This is a genomic window from Shewanella corallii (assembly GCF_023349125.1).
Classification (GTDB): Bacteria; Pseudomonadota; Gammaproteobacteria; order Enterobacterales; family Shewanellaceae; genus Shewanella; species Shewanella corallii.
The window spans coordinates 1-20014 of record NZ_JAKIKT010000007.1 but is presented as its reverse complement, the minus strand read 5'-3'; the positions used below and the strand labels follow the sequence as shown (position 1 = coordinate 20014).

Annotated in this window: 18 protein-coding genes and 6 tRNA genes; 5 read left to right on the top strand and 19 right to left on the bottom strand. The window is 50.5% G+C overall.

Going from position 1 to position 20014, the window contains the following annotated elements; translation table 11 throughout:
- Positions 1-196 precede the first annotated feature (196 nt).
- From secF to L2725_RS16400, 6 genes are all read right to left on the bottom strand, one after another.
- Positions 197-1144 carry a protein translocase subunit SecF gene (secF, locus tag L2725_RS16425; protein ID WP_248937819.1) on the bottom strand — a complete coding sequence of 316 codons (948 nt, stop codon included), beginning with the start codon at positions 1142-1144 and terminating at the stop codon, positions 197-199.
- A 14-nt stretch (positions 1145-1158) separates the two neighbouring features.
- Entirely contained in the window at positions 1159-3012 is a 1854-nt protein-coding gene (secD, locus tag L2725_RS16420; RefSeq protein ID WP_249249924.1) for a protein translocase subunit SecD, read from the bottom strand.
- A gap of 18 nt (positions 3013-3030) precedes the next feature.
- Positions 3031-3363 (bottom strand): preprotein translocase subunit YajC, encoded by a 333-nt coding sequence (yajC, locus tag L2725_RS16415; RefSeq protein WP_115134819.1) that lies wholly within the window; start codon positions 3361-3363, stop codon positions 3031-3033.
- 26 nt (positions 3364-3389) lie between these two features.
- Positions 3390-4514 carry a tRNA guanosine(34) transglycosylase Tgt gene (tgt, locus tag L2725_RS16410; RefSeq protein WP_115134820.1) on the bottom strand — a complete coding sequence of 375 codons (1125 nt, stop codon included), beginning with the start codon at positions 4512-4514 and terminating at the stop codon, positions 3390-3392.
- A gap of 147 nt (positions 4515-4661) precedes the next feature.
- Complete coding sequence (gene queA / locus L2725_RS16405; RefSeq protein ID WP_248937823.1) at positions 4662-5699, bottom strand: tRNA preQ1(34) S-adenosylmethionine ribosyltransferase-isomerase QueA; 1038 nt, start codon at positions 5697-5699, stop codon at positions 4662-4664.
- 60 nt (positions 5700-5759) lie between these two features.
- The gene (locus tag L2725_RS16400) at positions 5760-5912 is read right to left on the bottom strand and encodes a hypothetical protein (RefSeq protein ID WP_162807049.1); all 153 of its coding nucleotides are present in this window, start codon (positions 5910-5912) and stop codon (positions 5760-5762) included.
- Positions 5913-6067: 155 nt separating this feature from the next.
- Between L2725_RS16400 and L2725_RS16395 the strand changes: the two genes are divergently transcribed.
- From L2725_RS16395 to L2725_RS16385, 3 genes are all read left to right on the top strand, one after another.
- Entirely contained in the window at positions 6068-6661 is a 594-nt protein-coding gene (locus L2725_RS16395) for an acyl carrier protein phosphodiesterase (RefSeq protein ID WP_249249922.1), read from the top strand.
- A gap of 12 nt (positions 6662-6673) precedes the next feature.
- Entirely contained in the window at positions 6674-7189 is a 516-nt protein-coding gene (locus L2725_RS16390) for a protein disulfide oxidoreductase (protein ID WP_249249921.1), read from the top strand.
- Positions 7190-7304: 115 nt separating this feature from the next.
- Entirely contained in the window at positions 7305-7958 is a 654-nt protein-coding gene (locus L2725_RS16385; RefSeq protein ID WP_249249920.1) for an RluA family pseudouridine synthase, read from the top strand.
- A 138-nt stretch (positions 7959-8096) separates the two neighbouring features.
- On the opposite strand, the gene L2725_RS16380 is transcribed toward L2725_RS16385, so the two are convergent.
- A complete protein-coding gene (locus L2725_RS16380) occupies positions 8097-8489 on the bottom strand; it encodes a hypothetical protein (protein WP_249249919.1) in 393 nt (130 codons plus the stop codon).
- A gap of 239 nt (positions 8490-8728) precedes the next feature.
- Between L2725_RS16380 and L2725_RS16375 the strand changes: the two genes are divergently transcribed.
- Positions 8729-10105, top strand: a complete 1377-nt coding sequence (locus tag L2725_RS16375; RefSeq protein WP_249249918.1) for a Gfo/Idh/MocA family protein — start codon at positions 8729-8731, stop codon at positions 10103-10105.
- 7 nt (positions 10106-10112) lie between these two features.
- Here the strand turns inward: L2725_RS16375 and L2725_RS16370 are convergent, their stop codons facing one another.
- The 6 genes from L2725_RS16370 to L2725_RS16340 form a co-directional block, all read right to left on the bottom strand.
- On the bottom strand, positions 10113-10610 hold the full coding sequence (locus L2725_RS16370) for a CIA30 family protein (RefSeq protein ID WP_249249917.1): 498 nt from the start codon (positions 10608-10610) through the stop codon (positions 10113-10115).
- 68 nt (positions 10611-10678) lie between these two features.
- Complete coding sequence (gene sstT / locus L2725_RS16365) at positions 10679-11908, bottom strand: serine/threonine transporter SstT (RefSeq protein WP_248937831.1); 1230 nt, start codon at positions 11906-11908, stop codon at positions 10679-10681.
- 293 nt (positions 11909-12201) lie between these two features.
- Positions 12202-13098 carry a chemotaxis protein gene (locus L2725_RS16360; protein ID WP_115134829.1) on the bottom strand — a complete coding sequence of 299 codons (897 nt, stop codon included), beginning with the start codon at positions 13096-13098 and terminating at the stop codon, positions 12202-12204.
- A 444-nt stretch (positions 13099-13542) separates the two neighbouring features.
- Positions 13543-14997: a phospholipase D family protein gene (locus L2725_RS16350; RefSeq protein ID WP_346429395.1), complete on the bottom strand. Its 1455-nt coding sequence runs from the start codon at positions 14995-14997 to the stop codon at positions 13543-13545.
- A 22-nt stretch (positions 14998-15019) separates the two neighbouring features.
- Complete coding sequence (locus L2725_RS16345) at positions 15020-15487, bottom strand: protein-tyrosine phosphatase family protein (protein ID WP_249249916.1); 468 nt, start codon at positions 15485-15487, stop codon at positions 15020-15022.
- A gap of 95 nt (positions 15488-15582) precedes the next feature.
- Complete coding sequence (locus L2725_RS16340; protein ID WP_249249915.1) at positions 15583-16788, bottom strand: DEAD/DEAH box helicase; 1206 nt, start codon at positions 16786-16788, stop codon at positions 15583-15585.
- 183 nt (positions 16789-16971) lie between these two features.
- Between L2725_RS16340 and L2725_RS16335 the strand changes: the two genes are divergently transcribed.
- Positions 16972-18801 carry an ABC transporter ATP-binding protein gene (locus L2725_RS16335; protein WP_249249914.1) on the top strand — a complete coding sequence of 610 codons (1830 nt, stop codon included), beginning with the start codon at positions 16972-16974 and terminating at the stop codon, positions 18799-18801.
- 216 nt (positions 18802-19017) lie between these two features.
- On the opposite strand, the gene L2725_RS16330 is transcribed toward L2725_RS16335, so the two are convergent.
- The 6 genes from L2725_RS16330 to L2725_RS16305 all read right to left on the bottom strand — a co-directional run bounded on the left by L2725_RS16330 (position 19018) and on the right by L2725_RS16305 (position 19893).
- A tRNA-Ala gene (locus L2725_RS16330) sits at positions 19018-19093 on the bottom strand.
- Between the two features lie 113 nt (positions 19094-19206).
- Positions 19207-19282, bottom strand: a tRNA-Glu gene (locus L2725_RS16325).
- An 89-nt stretch (positions 19283-19371) separates the two neighbouring features.
- Positions 19372-19447 (bottom strand) — tRNA-Ala (locus tag L2725_RS16320).
- 37 nt (positions 19448-19484) lie between these two features.
- Positions 19485-19560, bottom strand: a tRNA-Glu gene (locus L2725_RS16315).
- Between the two features lie 90 nt (positions 19561-19650).
- Positions 19651-19726 (bottom strand) — tRNA-Glu (locus tag L2725_RS16310).
- Positions 19727-19817: 91 nt separating this feature from the next.
- Positions 19818-19893, bottom strand: a tRNA-Glu gene (locus L2725_RS16305).
- Between the last annotated feature and the right edge of the window lie 121 nt (positions 19894-20014).

The window sequence follows — 20014 nt, the reverse complement described above, 5'->3', positions numbered from 1 at the left end:
TATCCTGCTCACTTTTACCGCAGTGCTCATCATCCCCAAAGCTGTTGCTGTGTCAAGTAGCAATCCATTGATTAACCTATGCTCAAAAAAAACAAAGTCCCCGAACACCCACTGTTTATGGGGATTTCAGCCGTTTCACAAAAAGATAAAAAAAACGCCTGCGAATGCAGGCGTTTTCTAGTCAGTGTTTTTCAGCTCAAGGCATAATGTTTGGCTGATCTGCACCTTCTTTTTCTACTTCCACTGGCATCATGTGCTCACGGTTTACACCCAACTTGTAAGCCATGTAACTTGCCACATAAATAGAAGAGTAAGTACCGAACAGGATACCCATCAGCAAAGCTGTCGCGAAGCCGTGGATCATGGTGCCGCCCTTCAGGAACAGAGCCACTACTGTAATCAGCGTGGTACCTGTGGTGATAATGGTACGGCTCATGGTCTGGGTAATGGCCGCGTTGATCACTTCATAGGCAGTTGCTTTACGCATCTTCAGGAAGTTTTCACGCACCCGGTCATATACCACGATGGTATCGTTCAGAGAGTAACCCACTACCGTCAGCACACCAGCCAGAACAGTCAGGTCGAACTCCAGCTGCAACAATGAGAACAGACCCAGAGTCAGGATAACGTCGTGAGCCAGAGACGCCACAGCGCCTGCAGCCAGTCGCCATTCAAAGCGGAATGACACATAGATCAGAATACAGATCAATGCGACCAGTACCGCCAGACCACCCTGCTCTGCCAACTCTTTACCTACCTGAGGACCAACGAATTCAACACGCTTTTGAATCACGCTTGAATCCATCTTCTGAGCAGCAGCCATCACTTCAGCGACCTGTACATCACTCTTGATATCAGCTTTGGCCTGCAAACGTACCAGTACGTCACGGGTAGAGCCAAAGTTCTGTACCACGGCACCTTTAACAGCATCCGCTGTCAGGTTGGCACGCAGAGCGGGCAGATCGGCGGGCTTGGAAAACTCAAGCTCAACTACGGTACCGCCGGTAAAGTCCAGACCCCAGTTGATACCCTTGGTAGCCAGACACACAACAGACGCCACTGTCAGCAGCACAGACAGGGCAGCAATGACCTTGGCGTGCTTCAGGAAGTCGATGGTATTTTTAAATGCGGTTAATTGCATCATGACAGTCGTCTCCCTTAAATCGACAGTTTCTTCACACGCTTACCACCCCAGATGGCATTCACGATAGCGCGAGTACCAACAATGGCAGTAAACATGGAGGTGGCGATACCTATCATCAGGGTAACCGCAAAGCCTTTAATGGCACCGGTACCCACAGCGAACAGGATCAAGGCTGTCATAAAGGTAGTGATGTTGGCGTCGGTAATGGTTGAGAATGCATTACCGTAACCTTCACTGATCGCCTGCTGTACGCTGCGACCGGCGCGAAGTTCTTCACGGATACGCTCATAAATCAACACGTTACCATCCACCGCCATACCGACCGTCAATACCATACCGGCAATACCCGGCAGGGTAAGAACAGCACCCGGGATCATGGACATGATACCCACGATCATAATCAGGTTGGCACACAGCGCCAGGTTGGCAATCAGGCCGAAGGCACGGTAGTAAACCACCATGAATATCAGCACGATAACCATGCCCCAAATCATAGCCTGCAGACCGGATTCGATGTTCTGCTGACCCAGGCTTGGACCAATGGTACGTTCTTCAACGATAGATACAGGCGCAATCAGAGCACCGGCACGCAACAGCAGCGCCAGATTCTGAGATTCGCTGTGAGTCAGACCAGTAATCACGAAGTTACGACCCAGACGCGCCTGAATGGTCGCTACCGAGATCACTTCTTCGATCTTCTTCATCTTGATGCTGCCGTCAGGGTTCTTCTCACCGGTATCTTTATACTCGATGAACAAAGTCGCCATTGGCTTGCCGATGTTGTCTTTGGTCACGTTGGAGAAGATAGTGCCGCCTTTGGCATCCAGACCGATAGCCACCTGTGGACGGCTGTACTCATCGAAAGCTGGCTGGGCGCTGGTGATATGATCACCGGTCAGCATCACTTCTTTGTACAACACAACAGGCTCACCACTACGGCGCTTGTACAGTTCGCTGCCAGCCGGTACACGGCCTGCGACTGCATCCTGAACATCGGCACGCTGATCCACCATGTGGAATTCGATAGATGCCGTAGCACCCAGAATTTCCTTGGCGCGGGCAGTGTCCTGCACACCTGGCAGTTCAACGATGATACGCTCTGCACCCTGACGCTGAACCACAGGCTCAGCCACACCCAGCTCGTTCACACGGTTACGGATAGTGGTGATGTTCTGGGACAGTGCCTCTTCCTTCACCTGCTTGAGGTAGGTTTCACTCATGGAGGACAGCAGGGCGTACTTGTCGCCTTCGGTCACATCGGTGAATACCATCTCATTACCGTTACGGGTTTTCAGGAAGTTCTCAGCCTTGTTCAGGTTGGCTTCGTCGCGGAAACGAATCTCAATGCCTTTGGCTGTGCGGTTAACGCCTGAGTAACGGATACGCTCTTCGCGCATCTGGTTACGGAAATCAGCAACCTTGGCCTCTTCCATTTTGCGAATGGCTTCATTCATGTCCACTTCCATCAGGAAGTGCACACCACCACGCAGGTCGAGACCCAACTTCATTGGGCTACCACCCACACTCTCCAGCCATCTTGGGGTGGCAGGAGCAAGGTTAAGGGCAACGGTATATTTGTCACCCAGGGCGTTGGCAATCGCTTCTTTGGCAGCCAACTGCTGATCAGCGTTTTGCACGCGAACCAACAATTGACCATTTTCCAGATCCGAGCGCTTCACTGCGATACCATCTTTGGTCAGCAGATCATCAATCTGGGTCTGGGTTGCAGCAGTCACCTCAACTCCGCGGGTGCCCACTACCTGCACGGCGTGATCCTCCCCGAAGAGGTTCGGCAGTGCATAGAAAAAACCAACGGCGATAATGAATATCACCATCAGGTTTTTCCACATGGGGTATTTATTTAACACACCTTTGCCCTCTTGGCTTTACAGCGACTGGATTGAGCCTTTTGGCAGAACCGCTGCAATATAGTCCTTCTTGATGGTGATTTGAGTGCTGTCGTTCAGGTTCAGCAGCACATAGTCGTTGTCATCACTGATCTTGGCAATTTTGCCCAGGATGCCACCGCTGGTCAGGACTTCGTCGCCCTTGCCCAGAGAGCTCATCAGATTCTTGTGTTCTTTAACGCGCTTGGCCTGTGGACGGTAGATCATGAAGTAAAAGATCAGGCCGAAGATGACCAGCATGAAAATCAGTTCCATGGTACCGCCAGTCTGAGCAGCACCGGCAGTGTTGGCGTAAGCGTTTGAAATAAACATTGTCTTCTCTTCTTATTGATAAAAAATTAATCAGCCAATTCAGGGACTTCGCGGCCTTGACTGGTATAGAAGTCTTCTACGAAGGCATCTAATGTACCTGTCTCGATCGCACCGCGCAAACCTTCCATCAAGCGCTGGTAATAACGCAGGTTGTGGATAGTGTTCAGGCGGGCGCCCAGAATTTCATTACAACGATCCAGGTGATGCAGGTAAGAACGGGAATAGTTCTTACAGGTGTAGCAATCACACTTGGCGTCCAATGGTGAAGTGTCATCACGATGACGCGCGTTGCGGATCTTGATAACGCCTTCACTGGTAAACAGGTGACCGTTGCGGGCATTACGGGTTGGCATTACACAGTCAAACATGTCAACACCACGACGTACGCCTTCAACCAGGTCCTCTGGCTTACCTACCCCCATCAAATAACGCGGCTTGTCAGCAGGGATTTTCGGGCAAACATGCTCCAACACACGGTGCATATCGGCCTTTGGCTCACCTACTGCCAAACCACCAACGGCATAGCCGTCAAAACCAATTTCCAGCAGACCTTTCAGACTCTCGTCACGCAGATCTTCGTACACACTGCCCTGGATAATACCAAACAGCGCATTTGGGTTTTCCAGGCGATCAAACTCATCACGGGAGCGCTGGGCCCAACGCAGAGACATCTGCATGGACTTGCGAGCCTCATCATGGGTCGCAGGATATGGCGTACATTCATCAAAAATCATCACCACATCAGAGCCCAGAGAATGCTGGATCTGCATGGACTTCTCAGCGTCCATAAAGATTTTTTCACCATTGATAGGCGAACGGAAATGTACGCCCTCTTCGGTGATTTTGCGGATATCACCCAAACTGAACACCTGGAAACCACCGGAGTCAGTCAGGATAGGACGCTGCCAGTTCATAAAGTCGTGCAGGTCGCCATGCTTGCGCATGATCTCTTCGCCAGGGCGCAGCCACAGGTGGAAAGTGTTACCCAGCAGAATGTCGGCGCCGGTGGCACGCACTTCTTCAGGGGTCATACCTTTTACCGTACCGTAGGTTCCCACAGGCATAAATGCCGGGGTTTCTACTGTGCCACGCTCAAATACCAGGCGGCCACGACGGGCGCGTCCACAGGTTTTATCCAGTTCAAATTTCATCGTATACCTCGTCAGAGAAACAGTCTGACAGTGCAGAAAAACACGAATATCAGAAAAGTAGATTGGGTCAAATTACTCAGCTTCAAGGGCTGATAAAGAAAAATACCCATCCGGTCAGGGATGGGTATTTTAAATCAAATTCTGCTGTTATTGGGTCTTTTTAGTCACAAACATCGCATCCCCATAGCTGAAGAAGCGGTATTTTTGCGCAACCGCGTGCTGATAAGCATTAATCACTTCATCAAAACCGGCAAAAGCACTCACCAACATAATCAGAGTAGATTCGGGCAGGTGGAAATTGGTCACCATGGCATCGACCACTTTGAACTCAAAGCCAGGGTAAATAAAGATATCAGTATCACCACTGAATGGCTGCAGCTCGCCTTCGCTGGCTTTAGCTGCACTTTCCAGTGACCGCACTGAGGTGGTGCCCACGGCAATCACGCGGTTACCGGCAGCCTTGGTCGCTTTAATCAACTCAACCACATCGGCAGGCACATTGGCCCACTCAGAATGCATCTTGTGTTCCAGAATATTGTCAACACGCACTGGCTGGAAGGTGCCTGCGCCAACGTGCAGGGTGACAAAAGCCATATTCACGCCCTTGGCTTTCAAGGTCTCCAGCATACCATCGTCAAAATGTAGGCCAGCAGTGGGTGCCGCTACAGCACCTGGGTTCTGGTTATATACAGTCTGGTAGCGTTCTTTGTCTGCGTCTTCATCCGGACGGTCAATATAGGGAGGCAGCGGCATATGACCTACAGCTTCCAGCACTTCCAGAATGGTTAGCTCAGACTGAAGTTCCAGTTCAAACAGGGCATCGTGACGGGCCAGCATCTTCATTTCATGGCCACCATCAAGATTGATCATGGCGCCCTCTTTCGGGGACTTGGAGCTGCGAACATGGGCCAGAATACGCTTGTCATCCAGCATGCGCTCCACCAGGATCTCCAACTTACCGCCAGTGGCTTTTTGACCAAACAGTCGTGCAGGAATAACCCGGGTGTTGTTGAATACCATTAGATCGCCAGGCTGAATCATCTCCAGCAGGTCAGTAAACTGCTTATCTCCCAGGGCGCCACTATTGCCATCCAGAGTCAATAATCTGGATGCAGTACGCTCGGCCATCGGGTAACGGGCTATCAGCTCATCTGGGAGCTCAAAGGTAAAATCTGAAACGCGCATGAAGATACTACTCGGCTTGGCTAAAGACGGCGGCCAGTCTAGTGTCACTGCGCGTTAAGATCAAGAATCCTTATCGACTGAGGTATGACGGTCCAGATCTTCCAGCCGATACCTGTGGCGGGTAATTGGGATGTCGACATGTATCTGTCGCTTGGGTGCACGCCTGAAGAGCCTAAGCAGGCTAATCAACCGCTTTTTGAAGTGTTCAATCATCCATGATCTCCGAGGTGTAAAATATGCTCACTTTTCCGGCGTAACGGTCGCTTTCCGTGCGATTAGACTGATGTTTACCGGAGTACTGACGTGATTTCTTTGTCTGTATGCGGTTGCATGTTACCTTTTGTTTCAAATTTCGCCAACGCTAAATTATGAATTTTCTAGCGCACCTCCATCTGGCCGACAACAGCCAGACCAGTTTGGCCGGTAATCTGGCCGGTGATTTTGCCAAGGGTAATATTCAGAACTTTGCCAAGCCGCTGCAGCAGGGAATCTGGCTGCACAGACAACTGGACCAATTAACAGATGAACATGAGCTCAGCCGTGACCTGGTAAAAGCATTCCCCAAAAAATACTCCCGTGTGGCGCCAATACTGATGGACCTGGCCTTCGACCACATGCTGGCGCGCTACTGGGATGAATACCACAACATTAAGCTTGAAGAGTTTTCAACCTACGCTTACGACGAGCTCGACAAGGCCGAAGATCTGCCCGAATCCCTGAGTAAAATCCTGCCCCGGATGCGTCAACAAAACTGGTTGAAAGCCTATGAGAGTCGCGCCGGTCTTAATGATGCGATATTGGGTGTCAGCCGCCGCTTCTCCAAACCTGAGTTATTTGTTGGGGCTGACAAGGTGGTGAAACAGATGGATGTCGATATTGAAATCGCATTCAGGACCCTTTATCCCCAGTTGATGGCATACAGCCGCATATTAAGTCGCAAGACACCTGAAGAGTATCTATAACCCGGAATTCCAATGCACGAGTCTTTTTTTACCCGCTTCAGGCAAAGGGCTTTTTGGCTCAAGCTGACGCGTGACCTGCTGATCATCGCAATTGTCGTCTATGGCGTCAGCCTGTTTCTGCAGCGGGATATGGTCAGTGGCGCCGCGCCTGTGCTCTCAGGTGAATCATTGCAGGGTGACACGCTGACACTACACCCCCACGAAACCACTCTGGTTTATTTCTGGGGCACCTGGTGTCCGGCTTGCAAAGTGACATCCCCGGCCGTGGATGCACTGAGTCAGGAATATAACGTGATATCTGTGGCAGTGGCATCCGGTACCCGCCACGAAGTACTGGATTATATGCAGGCGAATCACTACAACTTCCCGGTGATTCTGGATGATGCTGCTGCCTCCAATCAATGGGGCGCTTCAGGTCTGCCTGCCATCTATATCGTTCGCGATGGCGAAGTAAAATTTAAAACCCGAGGAGTGACCAGTCAGTGGGGACTGGAATGGCGACTTTGGCTGACAGAGCTCATGGGCTAGGCCCTTACTAACCAGCAACCTTAAGTCGTACGCTTTACTCAGATATGGCAAATCCCTAAAATCCCCGCGCAGCCATCAGGTTGACCAATCATTTTCATAAAGAGCCGGAGAAACAATGCAGATCTTTGAATATCATCCACCCGCCCTGCCCTGGCTGGATATTCGTTATCGTGACGATGAGATGATAGTGATTGCCAAACCTTCAGGATTGCTCTCCAACCCCGGAATGGCTGAAGTCACCCATGACTGCGCCCTGACCCGGCTGCAAAAGCTATATCCGGAAACCATTCTGGTACACCGCCTGGACTGTGCCACTTCAGGCATTATGGTATTTGCCCGGCATAAAAAGGCTGAGTCCCACCTGAAAACCCAATTTCAGGACAGAGGCACTGAAAAAGTCTATATCGCCGAAGTTGATGGCCTGATGAAACAGGACGCCGGGCAAATCAATCTGGCGATTGCCCCGGACAAAGAAAATCGTCCCCTGCAGAAGATAGATAAAACTGGCAAGTCAGCCATTACTGACTTTAAGGTTCTTGAGCGCCGGGAAAACTCAACTCTGGTCGAGCTCAGGCCTCACACCGGACGTACTCACCAACTTCGGGTACATATGAAGGCGCTGGGACATATTATCCTGGGTGATGATTTTTACGGGGATACCCGTATTACCAATGCCCGCCCGCGTTTATGCCTGCACGCCCAGACATTGACTATCCAAAAGCCGTCAAGCGGTGAACAAATAAGCTTCACCAGCAAGCATCCTTTCTAACACCTCGGTTCAGGTTCTCAGACCAGCCAGGTCAGGCTGCATAAAAGAAAACGGCCGTAAGTCATCACTTACAGCCGTTTCGTTAATTCATCATCGCAGGCTCTCTGCCGTGCAGATAGCCTATGGTTCCAACCCTATTCAGGCTCTCTCAAGCAACATACAGCCCTGAGCATTGCAAACGCTTAGTTTGCCATCCTGCAACAGGAAGTATTCACCAAACAGGTTACCGCCTCTGTCTTCCAACTTGAGGCCCTGTTCAGTTTCAGTCACCAGCATTTTATCGCGACTGTGACAGCCATCCTCTGACCAGGACTCCAATACCCACTCCCCACCGCTGCGATAGACATTGATCTTGTCTCCTTCGCCATCACGGTTATCCAGCCATTCACCAACAAGCTGTTGAGGTTCCATCTGTCTTTTACCTCCCTGACAATTAATACGTCTTATCTTTGCCGATGCCTCACGACTATTAAAAAACTCGATAGCGGCATCAAGAATTTCATGTGGCACAGGACTAAGCATAGCGGTCATTGTCAGGGTTTCTCCAGCGTTAAATAAGGGAAAGTTGCAGTTTTTTACATTCTGCAGGTGGAATTGGCGGCAAGTGTACTTATTCGCCCTCAAAATAACGTGACACTGATCACTCAAATGAAATTCAGCGCAGAAAAAAACAGCAGCAAACGCTGCAAGTTTGACCTGTATTGTTTGCGTTTTGTTATAAGATGCCAGGCACTGGAACCTTAAAAACAACAATCCAGACAGGAAGGACTATGAGCCAATTCAACAGAAGGGATTTTTTGCGCGCTGCAACAGCAGTTACAGCAACCGCAGTGGCCGGTACTATGGCCGGCTGCCAATCCACCTCAGCCAGCCAGCCTCTGGCCAAAGGCAAGAGTGTTATCGGCCTTATTGTGCCCCCCATGGAAACGGTCAGAGTGGCCTTTATTGGTGTTGGTCAGCGTGGCTATGGACATGTGAAGCACTTCTGCCATCTTGATGGTGTGGAAATTAAAGCCATATGCGATACCCACCAGGAAGTGCTCGACAGAGCCGTAAATCTGGTGACCGACAAAGGCCTTCCTGCTCCAGCAGCTTATGGCAAGGATGAGTATGACTATCGGCGCATGCTTGAGCGGGATGACATAGACATTGTGATTATCTCCACACCGTGGAAATGGCACGCCCCCATGGCAATAGACACCATGGAAAGTGGCAAGCACGCCTTTGTAGAGGTCCCTCTGGCGCTGACCGTTGAAGAGTGCTGGCAGTTGGTGGATACAGCCGAACGAACCCAAAAGAACTGTATGATGATGGAGAACGTCAACTACGGTCGGGATGAGTTGATGGTGCTTAATATGGTGCGCCAGGGACTGTTTGGCGAGTTACTCCACGGTGAAGCAGCCTATATCCACGAACTGCGCTGGCAAATGAAGGAGATAGAGCAAAGCACAGGTTCATGGCGAACTTACTGGCATACCAGACGTAACGGTAACCTCTATCCCACCCATGGGCTGGGGCCAGTTTCCCAGTATATGAATATCAACCGTGGCGACAGATTCGATTATCTGACCTCAATGAGCTCACCGGCACTGGGCCGACAACTTTATGCCAGACGAGAGTTTCCTGCCGACCACGAGCGCAATCAGCTTAACTATATCAATGGCGATATGAGCACTACGCTGATCAAGACGGTTAAGGGCAGAACCATTATGGTTCAGCACGATACCACCACCCCGCGTCCTTACAGTCGTCATAATCTAATCCAGGGCACCAACGGTGTGTTTGCCGGTTTTCCGAACCGTATTGCGCTGGAACATGGCGGCAGTGGCAACTTCCACCAGTGGGATTATGAGATGGATAGCTGGTATGCCAAATATGACCACCCTTTGTGGCAGCATATGGGTAAAGAAGCTGAGCGTAACGGCGGCCATGGTGGTATGGATTTTTTGATGCTGTGGCGCATGGTGTACTGTCTGCGCAATGCTGAGCCGCTCGATCAGGATGTATATGATGGTGCCGCCTGGTCGGTGATCAATATACTGAGTGAGCAGTCACTCGCTAACCGCTCAAACTCAGTAGATATTCCCGACTTCACCCGGGGAGCCTGGGAAACGGCAACGCCCCTGGGCATTATCACACCAGCTTAGCCCCTGCTCAAAGAGCCTCGATAGACTTAATCAGCAGGGTGAAATCACCACCCTGCTTGTCTCCTATTACCAACCCCAGACTGACAATCGCATTAAAGTCGGGCGCAATCCCATCGAGTATCTGACCACGACTTTTGGCTTGGTAGTCTGCCACTGGCAGCACGACTTTCTGCCACTCTTCACTCAGCGAATCGTCGGTATCAAACTCATATTGAAATACCGGGCTTAATGGCTCAATGGAATCCTTAAGATTCAGCTTGTAGCGCTTACCATCCCCTTTTACCCAAAGCTGTAACCTTTCTGCTCCTGAGAGATCCAGGCTTAATTCATCTTTCCGCACCGAGGCAAAGCCACCGCCGTTAGCCAGGGAGACATGGCCGGAAAATACAGCATGCCCGAGTGGAGAAGCCGACATCCTTGAGCGGGACAATCCGCCCATCACACCATCATTAATGCTGTACCAGGCCTGAGCAGAGTCCAGACGGGAAAAGTCACATAGAAACATTAGGGTACCAATAAACTAAAACGGGAACCTGAGGCTCCCGTTTTATCAAAATCCAGACTGACTTACTATCAAGCGTTGGCTTTAGCTTCAGCACGCTCAGCGGCTTCACATGCTGCTGCAGTAAACACAACGTCAGTTGAGGAGTTCAGCGCGGTTTCAGCCGCATCCTGAATCACACCAATGATAAAGCCAACGGCAACAACCTGCATAGCTACGTCATTGGAGATACCAAACAAGCTACAGGCCAGCGGAATAAGCAGCAAAGAGCCACCGGCGACACCAGATGCACCACAGGCAGATACTGCCGCCACAATACTCAGCAGCAGCGCCGTAAAGATATCAACCTGAATACCCATGGTATGTACTGCTGCCAGAGTCAGGATAGTGATAGTGATGGCCGCACCGCCCATATTAATAGTGGCACCCAGCGGGATAGAGACAGAGTATGTATCTTCATGCAGCTTCATCTTTTCACACAGCGCCATGTTTACCGGGATGTTGGCCGCGGATGAACGGGTAAAGAAGGCTGTCACGCCACTTTCACGCAGACACTGGAACACCAGTGGATAAGGGTTACGACGGATCTTGACGTAAACAATCAGCGGGTTGACCACCAGCGCAATAATCGCCATGGCACCCAGCAATACGGCCAGCAAATGTGCGTAACCAGCCAGTGCAGAGAACCCCGTCTTGGCAATGGTGCCGGATACCAAGCCGAAGATACCCAAAGGCGCCAGACGGATAATAAAACGCACCATCTGAGACACACTGTGGCTCATGTCGGAGAACACCATCTTGGTAGTGTCATTGGCATGATGCAGCGCAATACCCAGACCTACACCCCAGGCCAGAATACCGATGTAGTTACCTGTCATCAGCGCATTAACAGGGTTGTCTACCAGCTGGAACAGCAGAGTGCTCAATACCTCGGCGATGCCCTGAGGTGGAGTCGCACCTTCCGCGCCGGAGGCCAGTACTAATTCGGTTGGGAACAGGAAGCTCATCACCACAGCAGTCAGGGCTGCAGCAAAGGTGCCCACCAGATAAAGCATCACAATGGGACGCATCTGGGTATGAGCATTCTTCTTCTGGTTAGCGATAGAAGCTGCCACCAGAATAAACACCAACACTGGGGCAATGGCTTTCAGTGCTCCGACGAACAGACCACCCAGGAATTCAACCTGGAGTGCGGCCTCGGGGGCTGTCGTCGCCAGCAGAACGCCGGCAATGATCCCCACGAGAATTTGCAGTACCAGACTGCCGCTGGCGAGACGCGCCAACAATGATTGTTGTTTCATGACTTGACCTTAAAAGCTGTTAATCGGAGCTGTTTCCCTGCCTGTTCGGAGGGCAGCTCTCTTTGGATATCTTGATTGCAAAAATAAGGGTAAGCAGGGTTTGTATAGGATGCAGGCGGGTTTGTCCAGCCAAAGCCGTGACCCAACCGACAGTTCGGCACTCAATGGCGATTCTGCGTACGATTGTGCAGCTCAATGGCAACATAGCCCCCTTGTTGCCAAAGATCCGACATGATTCAATACGAGGTTTGTTTGTGAGACGCTAATTCAGCATAAGCTTGCATGACCACCTGTCATGCGGTTTCTGATTCGCTGTGCCGGTGGGCCCCGGTCAGCATCGCATGTATTAACTCATCTGCGTCAAATTTAGTCAGCGCCTCATCAGCGCCAACCTGATGCGCCTGACTGACACTGATCTCACTGGATAGAGAGGTGTGCAGGATCAGATAGGCCTGAGACAGCGCAGGGTCGTTTTTGACTTCGAATGCCAGTTCATAGCCATCCAGCCCCGGCATTTCGATATCACTGACCAGAATATCCACCGGGCGACCCGCTCTGGCGTCCTGCTGCATCAACTCCAGCGCTCTCGCTCCATTATCTGTAACCTGATAGGGAATATTGAGGTCGTCAAGCGCATCGGAAAGTTGTTTTCTGGCGACCTTCGAATCGTCTACCAACAGAATATTCAGAGGCTTCAACATCTCACGCTGGACGTCTGTTACCGCAGCATACTGTTTGGTGAAAGGGAAAATCCTGCTCATCAGCAGTTCAACATCCAACAGTTGAACCAATTCATTATCGACACGGGTAATACCGGTTAAGAATGCATTTTTACCCAGGTTATCGTCCGGCTGCTCTATTTCACGCCAATTACATTCAACAATGCGTTCAATCTTACGTACCAAAAACCCGGTAATTTGACGGTGACAATCCGTCACTATGATAAAGGCATCTTGCTTTTCTTCCTCTGTAATCCCCCGATACCCTACAGCCATGGGCATATCAACCACAGGTATTGTCTTACCCCGGATGGTCGCAGTGCCTATCACGGAAGGATGAGCTTGAGGTAATTGATTCAAACGGCAATAGGGAACCAGCTCCTGGATTTTTAAGGTACCAAGTGCAAAAATCTGATGACGGGTCAACCTGAACAACAACAGTCCCTGTGACTGATTGGCTTTAGAGGTCATAATAAGTTGCCTGCAAGCGTATCCTGTTAAACCATTAATTTAATGTGGTTTTATGTCAAAGCAAAAATAACATTGTTACAACTGCGACTCTATGGGAAGCCAGGACAACAGCTCTACCAGCAGCCGCTGCCACCATCCGACCCTGGGCTCAGAATGCAAGGTGCGTCCCGAGCCCCTGTCCAGCCAAATAAGGGTTCCCTGTTCCAAGTTTAGTTCATAGGTCTGACTCGGTAACCTTTGTTCTATTTCTTTAACTAGGGTCTGCTGACCTTTCATGGTTGAATTTTGCTCGAGATAGACGCGCTTTAATCACGACGCAAGGTGTGCCGCCTAGTGGGCCTAAGCAAATACCTTGCAACAAAGAGTAAAGCGCGTATAGCCGAGCCCTTCGGGCAGCGTTTGTCGTCGCTTTCTACTGCATTAACGCTCATTTATGTAGAACAACTACACTTCAATCACGTTATTTTGTATAAAACAACGACAAAGTGCTGCAAAAACCATCTTCAAAGGTCTACAGACCCTATAACGACCCGCAAACAGAGGTTGTTGAACCATCACACCCATCTCTGTGTTGAGCAGCGCCGACCTTGGGTCAAAGTTAAACGAGCCCACAAACAGCTTTTGCCGGTCAAAGACCACTGTCTTGGCATGAAGGCTGGATTTGGAACTCCCGGTCAGGGACTTGTCGGGTTCCTGCAAGTCAGGTTTTATTTCATATAGTGTGACACCAGCCTCCAGCAATTGCTGACGATAGTTTTGATATCCCGCATGAACCGCCAGCACATCGGTCGCAGCCAGACTATTGGTGACCACTATGACCTTAACTCCCCGCTTCGACAGCTCAGCCAGGAGCTCAGCACCCGACACGGTCGGCACAAAGTAGGGAGATATAATTAAAAACTCGGACTCTACGGCTTGCATTGCCTGCCAAAGCTCTGCTACCACCCAGTGACTTTCCACAGGTCTGGCCTGCTTCAGCGGCGGATCAGACCAAAGCTCTGCAATGCCCCAATACCATTGGTAAAACTCACCGGGTGCATCGTTTGCTAAATGAGATTCAGTAAGAGTGGCCAGCATTCTGCTGTTAATCAATCGACTGAGGTATGGGTGGGAAGCCATGTCACTTCGGGCTTTTTCAATATCCCGGGTAAACGCGGCAAGCTGCTCTTCACTGACATGGATATCTGATAAGGCTGATATGGGCTGCACGTGAGGCGCATTCCAGTAATCGTCAAAGCTTGCAGATACCTGAGTCACAACAGGTCCGGTGAGCCAAAGATCCAGATCGCCAAACTCAAGCGTCTCATCAGCGGCAAAATATTCGTTTCCGATATTGCGGCCACCAACAATCGAGAATTGATTGTCTGCGGTCAGAGACTTGTTGTGCATTCGGTAGTTTAGCCTCGGAAAGTTAAACAGCATACCGAGGTTATTAAAGTGACGAGAAGGGTTGGGGTTGAAGCTGCGAACCTGAATATTGGGGTGTCTGGCCAGTGCAATCAAACCTTCATCTTTAGAGGTGGTGGCAAGGTCATCCAGTAGTATCCGTACTCTGACACCTCGATCTGCAGCATCCATTAATGCCAAAGCGATCAGTGCACCAGTATCGTCACCTCGATAAATATAATATTGCAGGTCGATGGAGGATTCAGCCTGACTGATCAGCAGCAACCGCGCCACCATGGCATCCAGTGGGTCGCCAAGCAACTGAACGCCGGATTTACCCTGATGAAGGTGCTGCAGCTTACTGGCATATTGGCTCAATGGAGCCTGACTGTCCGCCGCCAAAAAGTGCTGTTCGGCTTTGTGCGGATAGTCAGGTGCCGAGGCGCATCCGACTATCAATGTTGACCAAAGCAATAACAGACTTACATTAAATCGACCGGTCCCAAATCGCATTCCCCCTCCATGGGCTTTTTACCTACTGCAGAGCGTAAATGACATCGAATACAAACTGATCCCAGCCTGGCTTTGAAAATGCCTGTTCGTTCATGGCTCTGACCTGACTGACCGCATGTACAGGGGCCGCTCCCAGCTCAGTCAGATAACAGGCCATCACCAGACTGGTGAGTTCGTTGCCTGTGTCGCAGCACAACAATATCGGTTTATTGAGCTCGCGGCATTGATTAATCAGCCCAATACACTCAGCAACTGTTGCGCAAAACTCGGGGGTTACAGCGTCATCCAGAAGGGTTGACGTTGTCATGTCCAGAAATCGACACTCAATATCAGCTGAGTTGAGTGCATCTTTGCGGGTTTCACTCAGGGGCGAAAGCGCCAATACAGATTTAAATCCTGCGTCCTGCAGCTCAGTCACATTCCATGCTGCGGTATCCGGCCCACAACGGCCCGCAATATCACCTTCAACCAACCAAAACAGATGCTTCATAAGGTCACCACTTCACACTCGTTCTTCCCCACAGAGTATGTATTGAAAAATACCCTGCAGGCACTACAACCAAGAGTTACCACAAATACCCAAATTCAGCCTTTCTGTTGTGGCGTTTTTTTGTCTTTGCTCACATTGGTAGCTGCAGCCGGCAGTTCAAAACCGGGAAACTGCTCTCTTTGCAGTCTGAGCTTGTGCTTTTTCTCAATCACCCTGAAATGATGGAACTCGTCAGGACAGATAAGCGATATAGCCTGTCCTGACTCACCTGCCCGGCCGGTCCGACCGATACGGTGAACATAATCTGCCGGACTGCGTGGCAACTCATAATTTACTACGGCAGGCAGCTTATCTATGTCCAATCCGCGGGCTGCAATATCTGTGGCAATCAGGATCTGCAGCTTGCCCTGTCTGAAGTCATTGAGCACAGAAACCCGGTTCCCCTGAGACTTATCACCGTGAAATACCTGAGTTTTGATGCCGGCACGCTGCAGCTTCTGCTGAAGACGGTTGCAGGTCTGTCTGGCATTGGCAAATACCAATAACTGTCGCCAGTTATGTTGTTTAATCAGATTGATCAGAAGCTGAGTTTTACGCTCCTGAGCCACTTCAAATACCCGTTGCTCAATATCAGCTTTATCCGTGGACTCTTCCAGCGCGATGTCCATAGGTTGACGCAGCACTTTACTCGCCAGCGCTGAGACTTCATCACCAAAGGTGGCGGAAAACAGCGCCGTCTGCCTTTGATTCGGGAGCAGACTGAATACCTTTGCCAACTCGTCGGAGAAGCCCAGACTCAGCAACTTATCAGCCTCATCCAGGATCAGTGTTTCCAGTTGATTCAGTTTAACCGCGTTTTTACTGATCAGATCCAGCAGGCGGCCTGGCGTTGCGACCAGAATATCGGCACCACCGCGCAGTGCTATCATCTGCGGGTTCACAGAGACTCCGCCAAACACAGTCACCACTTTAAGTTTAGGCTGCAACAAGGCGCCATAACTGCGAATACTCTCCCCTACCTGCATCGCCAACTCCCGACTAGGCGATAACACCAGAGCCCTGACTTTACGACCGCGGCCAGCTGGCGGCGTCATATAGAGACGTTGCAATAAAGGCAGTGCAAAGGCTGCGGTTTTTCCTGAGCCGGTATTGGCTTTTACTTTGACATCACAGCCTTTCAAAAGCGCTGGCACCGACACTTGCTGAACACCTTTTGGGGCGTCATACCCCAGGGTTTCAAGCTGTCGGGTCAGGGGCTCAATAAGGCCCAAAGAAGAAAAAGAAGCTGTGTTGTCGCTCATATAAAAGTCCTGAATTTGGCAAGGTGCGAATAGTACCTTATCCGGTGCATCAAAGCTGCAAGTTCTCACCCTGGCATTAGGATTGGCTGATGGGCAATAAGATGGATACTTGGTGAGCAATTCCATACAGGTTGGAGTAAGCTGATGCCAGTCTTGGATTTTAGCTTGCAAGAAAGGATGCAGATGTTCCGATTATTTGAAGGATGGACAGATCCACTTCCCGCCGCCGAGCCCCAGCAACCTCCCAAGGGGTTATACCGCTTCTGCCGTCACTATACCCGTGGTTTTGAAAAGCCGTTGATTGTGATGTCAGTGCTCACTGCACTGCTGGCGATGCTGGAGGTCAGCCTGTTTGGCTTTATGGGGCAGTTGGTGGATTGGCTGACAACCAAAGATCCCGCAACGCTACTGGAAGATGAAGGCAGTAAATTACTGGGCATGACATTGCTTGTATTGGTTGCCCTGCCCCTGCTAACGCTACTGCACGCACTCATTGCCTACCAAACACTGCTGGGAAATTATCCCATGTCGATTCGCTATCTGGCCCACAGGTACCTGCTTAAACAAAGCGTCTCTTTCTATCAGAATGATTTCGCCGGGCGGGTGGCGACCAAGGTGATGCAGACCTCATTGTCAGTCCGGGAAACAGTGATGAAGCTGCTGGATGTATTGGTATACATCCTGGTGTATTTCACCTCCATGCTGGTGATGATCGCCAGTGCCGATACCCGCCTGGTCCTGCCCATGTTGGCGTGGGTTGTGGTGTATATCGGCCTGCAATATTACTTCGTGCCAAGATTAAAAGCTGTATCTGCCGATCAGGCTGAAGCCAGATCCATGATGACGGGACGTATAGTCGACAGCTATACCAATATCACCACGGTAAAACTATTTGCTCATACAGATCAGGAAGGCGAATACGCCAAAGCCGGCATGAGTGATTTCTTGCAAACAGTATACCGTCAGATGCGCCTGGTAACCGGACTTAATGTGAGTGTACAGGTTTCCAATTACCTGCTGGCGTTTGTTATCGCTGCCATGTCGATTTATCTGTGGACAGACAGTGCCATTACCGTTGGAGCCATCGCGGTAGCGGTTAGCCTGGCATTAAGACTCAATGGTATGTCCCAGTGGATGATGTGGGAAGTCAGCTCGCTGTTTGAAAATATCGGGACGGTAGCTGATGGCATGAGCACATTGTGCAAGCCAACCAGCATAGAGGACGCTGATGATGCCAAAGAGATTCAGGTGACTCAGGGACAGATCGCCTTTGATGAAGTGAGCTTTCACTATGGAGAAGATGAGATTGTAATTGAAGATCTGGATCTGGAGATTAAGCCAGGCGAAAAGGTCGGCTTGGTTGGGCGCTCAGGGGCTGGTAAATCAACACTGGTAAATCTGTTGATGCGCTTCTATGACGTAGAAAAAGGGGCTATTCGTATCGATGGGCAGGATTTGCGCAGCGTCACACAGGACTCCCTCCGCGCACAAATTGGCATGGTAACCCAGGATACCTCTTTGCTTCACAGAAGTATCCGGGACAATATTCTCTACGGTAAACCTGACGCCAGTGATGAAGAGCTGTTGCAGGCAATAGAGCAGGCGCAGGCTGGCAGCTTCATCAATCATCTCACCGATCCCCATGGCAATCATGGGCTTGATGCGTTAGTGGGTGAACGTGGGGTTAAGCTCTCCGGTGGTCAGAGGCAACGTATTGCTATTGCACGGGTGTTACTGAAAGATGCTCCGATACTCTTGTTGGATGAAGCAACTTCCGCTCTGGATTCAGAGGTAGAAGCAGCAATTCAGGAAAGTCTGTACAAATTGATGGAAGGCAAGACAGTGATTGCCATTGCGCACAGATTGTCGACCATTGCTGCAATGGACAGGCTTATCGTGCTGGATAAAGGCAAAGTAGTTGAACAGGGAACTCACAAGGAATTAATTGCCGAAGGCGGTATTTATGCCCAATTATGGGCCCACCAGACTGGCGGCTTCCTGGGAGTTGAGTAAGGGTTCATTAAACCGCGACAGTGCAAGACTTACCGATAACTGTCAGCCTTATACGCTGGCAGTTCTAAGATTTAGTCGAGCCATTGGCCTGCCCCGCTCCACTCGCTCCAGGTATAGAGATGATTCTTCTGGAGTCTGACTGGATTGGTAAAGAGGTAAATTCCAGGTACAAAAAAACCGCCCAATGGCGGTTGTTGTTTCTTTCATTGAGAAAGTTGGTGGAGCTAAGCGGGATCGAACCGCGGACCTCTTGCATGCCATGCAAGCGCTCTCCCAGCTGAGCTATAGCCCCGTATTTTCGTTGTTCAACGAAATATCTGGATTGGTATCTTCTGGTGTTTGATACCGCCGTGCCATTGTTGATAGCGCGGTGTCCCACCGCCATAGGCGTCAGAACAAAATATGTGGCATCCCCTAGGGGATTCGAACCCCTGTTACCGCCGTGAAAGGGCGGTGTCCTAGGCCTCTAGACGAAGGGGACCCCGGACTGCATTAGACTCTGCAAAGAGTGAATACTCGTTAAGCCCTGTAGGCTAAGGTTTAACGCTTTAACTTTTCACCTGGAAAAGTTGGTGGAGCTACGCGGGATCGAACCGCGGACCTCTTGCATGCCATGCAAGCGCTCTCCCAGCTGAGCTATAGCCCCGTATTTTCATTGTTTAAAACAAAAATATCAGTATATGTGGCATCCCCTAGGGGATTCGAACCCCTGTTACCGCCGTGAAAGGGCGGTGTCCTAGGCCTCTAGACGAAGGGGACCCCGGACTGCATTAGACTCTGCAAAGAGTGAATACTCGTTAAGCCCTGTAGGCTAAGACTTAACGCTATGCTCTTTCGAACAAAAATATGTGGCATCCCCTAGGGGATTCGAACCCCTGTTACCGCCGTGAAAGGGCGGTGTCCTAGGCCTCTAGACGAAGGGGACCCCGGACTGCATTTAGACTCTGCAAAGAGTGAATACTCGTTAAACCCTGTAGGCTAAGACTTAACGCTATGCTCTTTCGAACAAGAATATGTGGCATCCCCTAGGGGATTCGAACCCCTGTTACCGCCGTGAAAGGGCGGTGTCCTAGGCCTCTAGACGAAGGGGACCCCGGACTGAATTTAGACTCTGCAAAGAGTGAATACTCGTTAAACCCTGTAGGCTAAGATTTAACGCTTTAACCTTTCACCTGGAAAAGTTGGTGGAGCTACGCGGGATCGAACCGCGGAC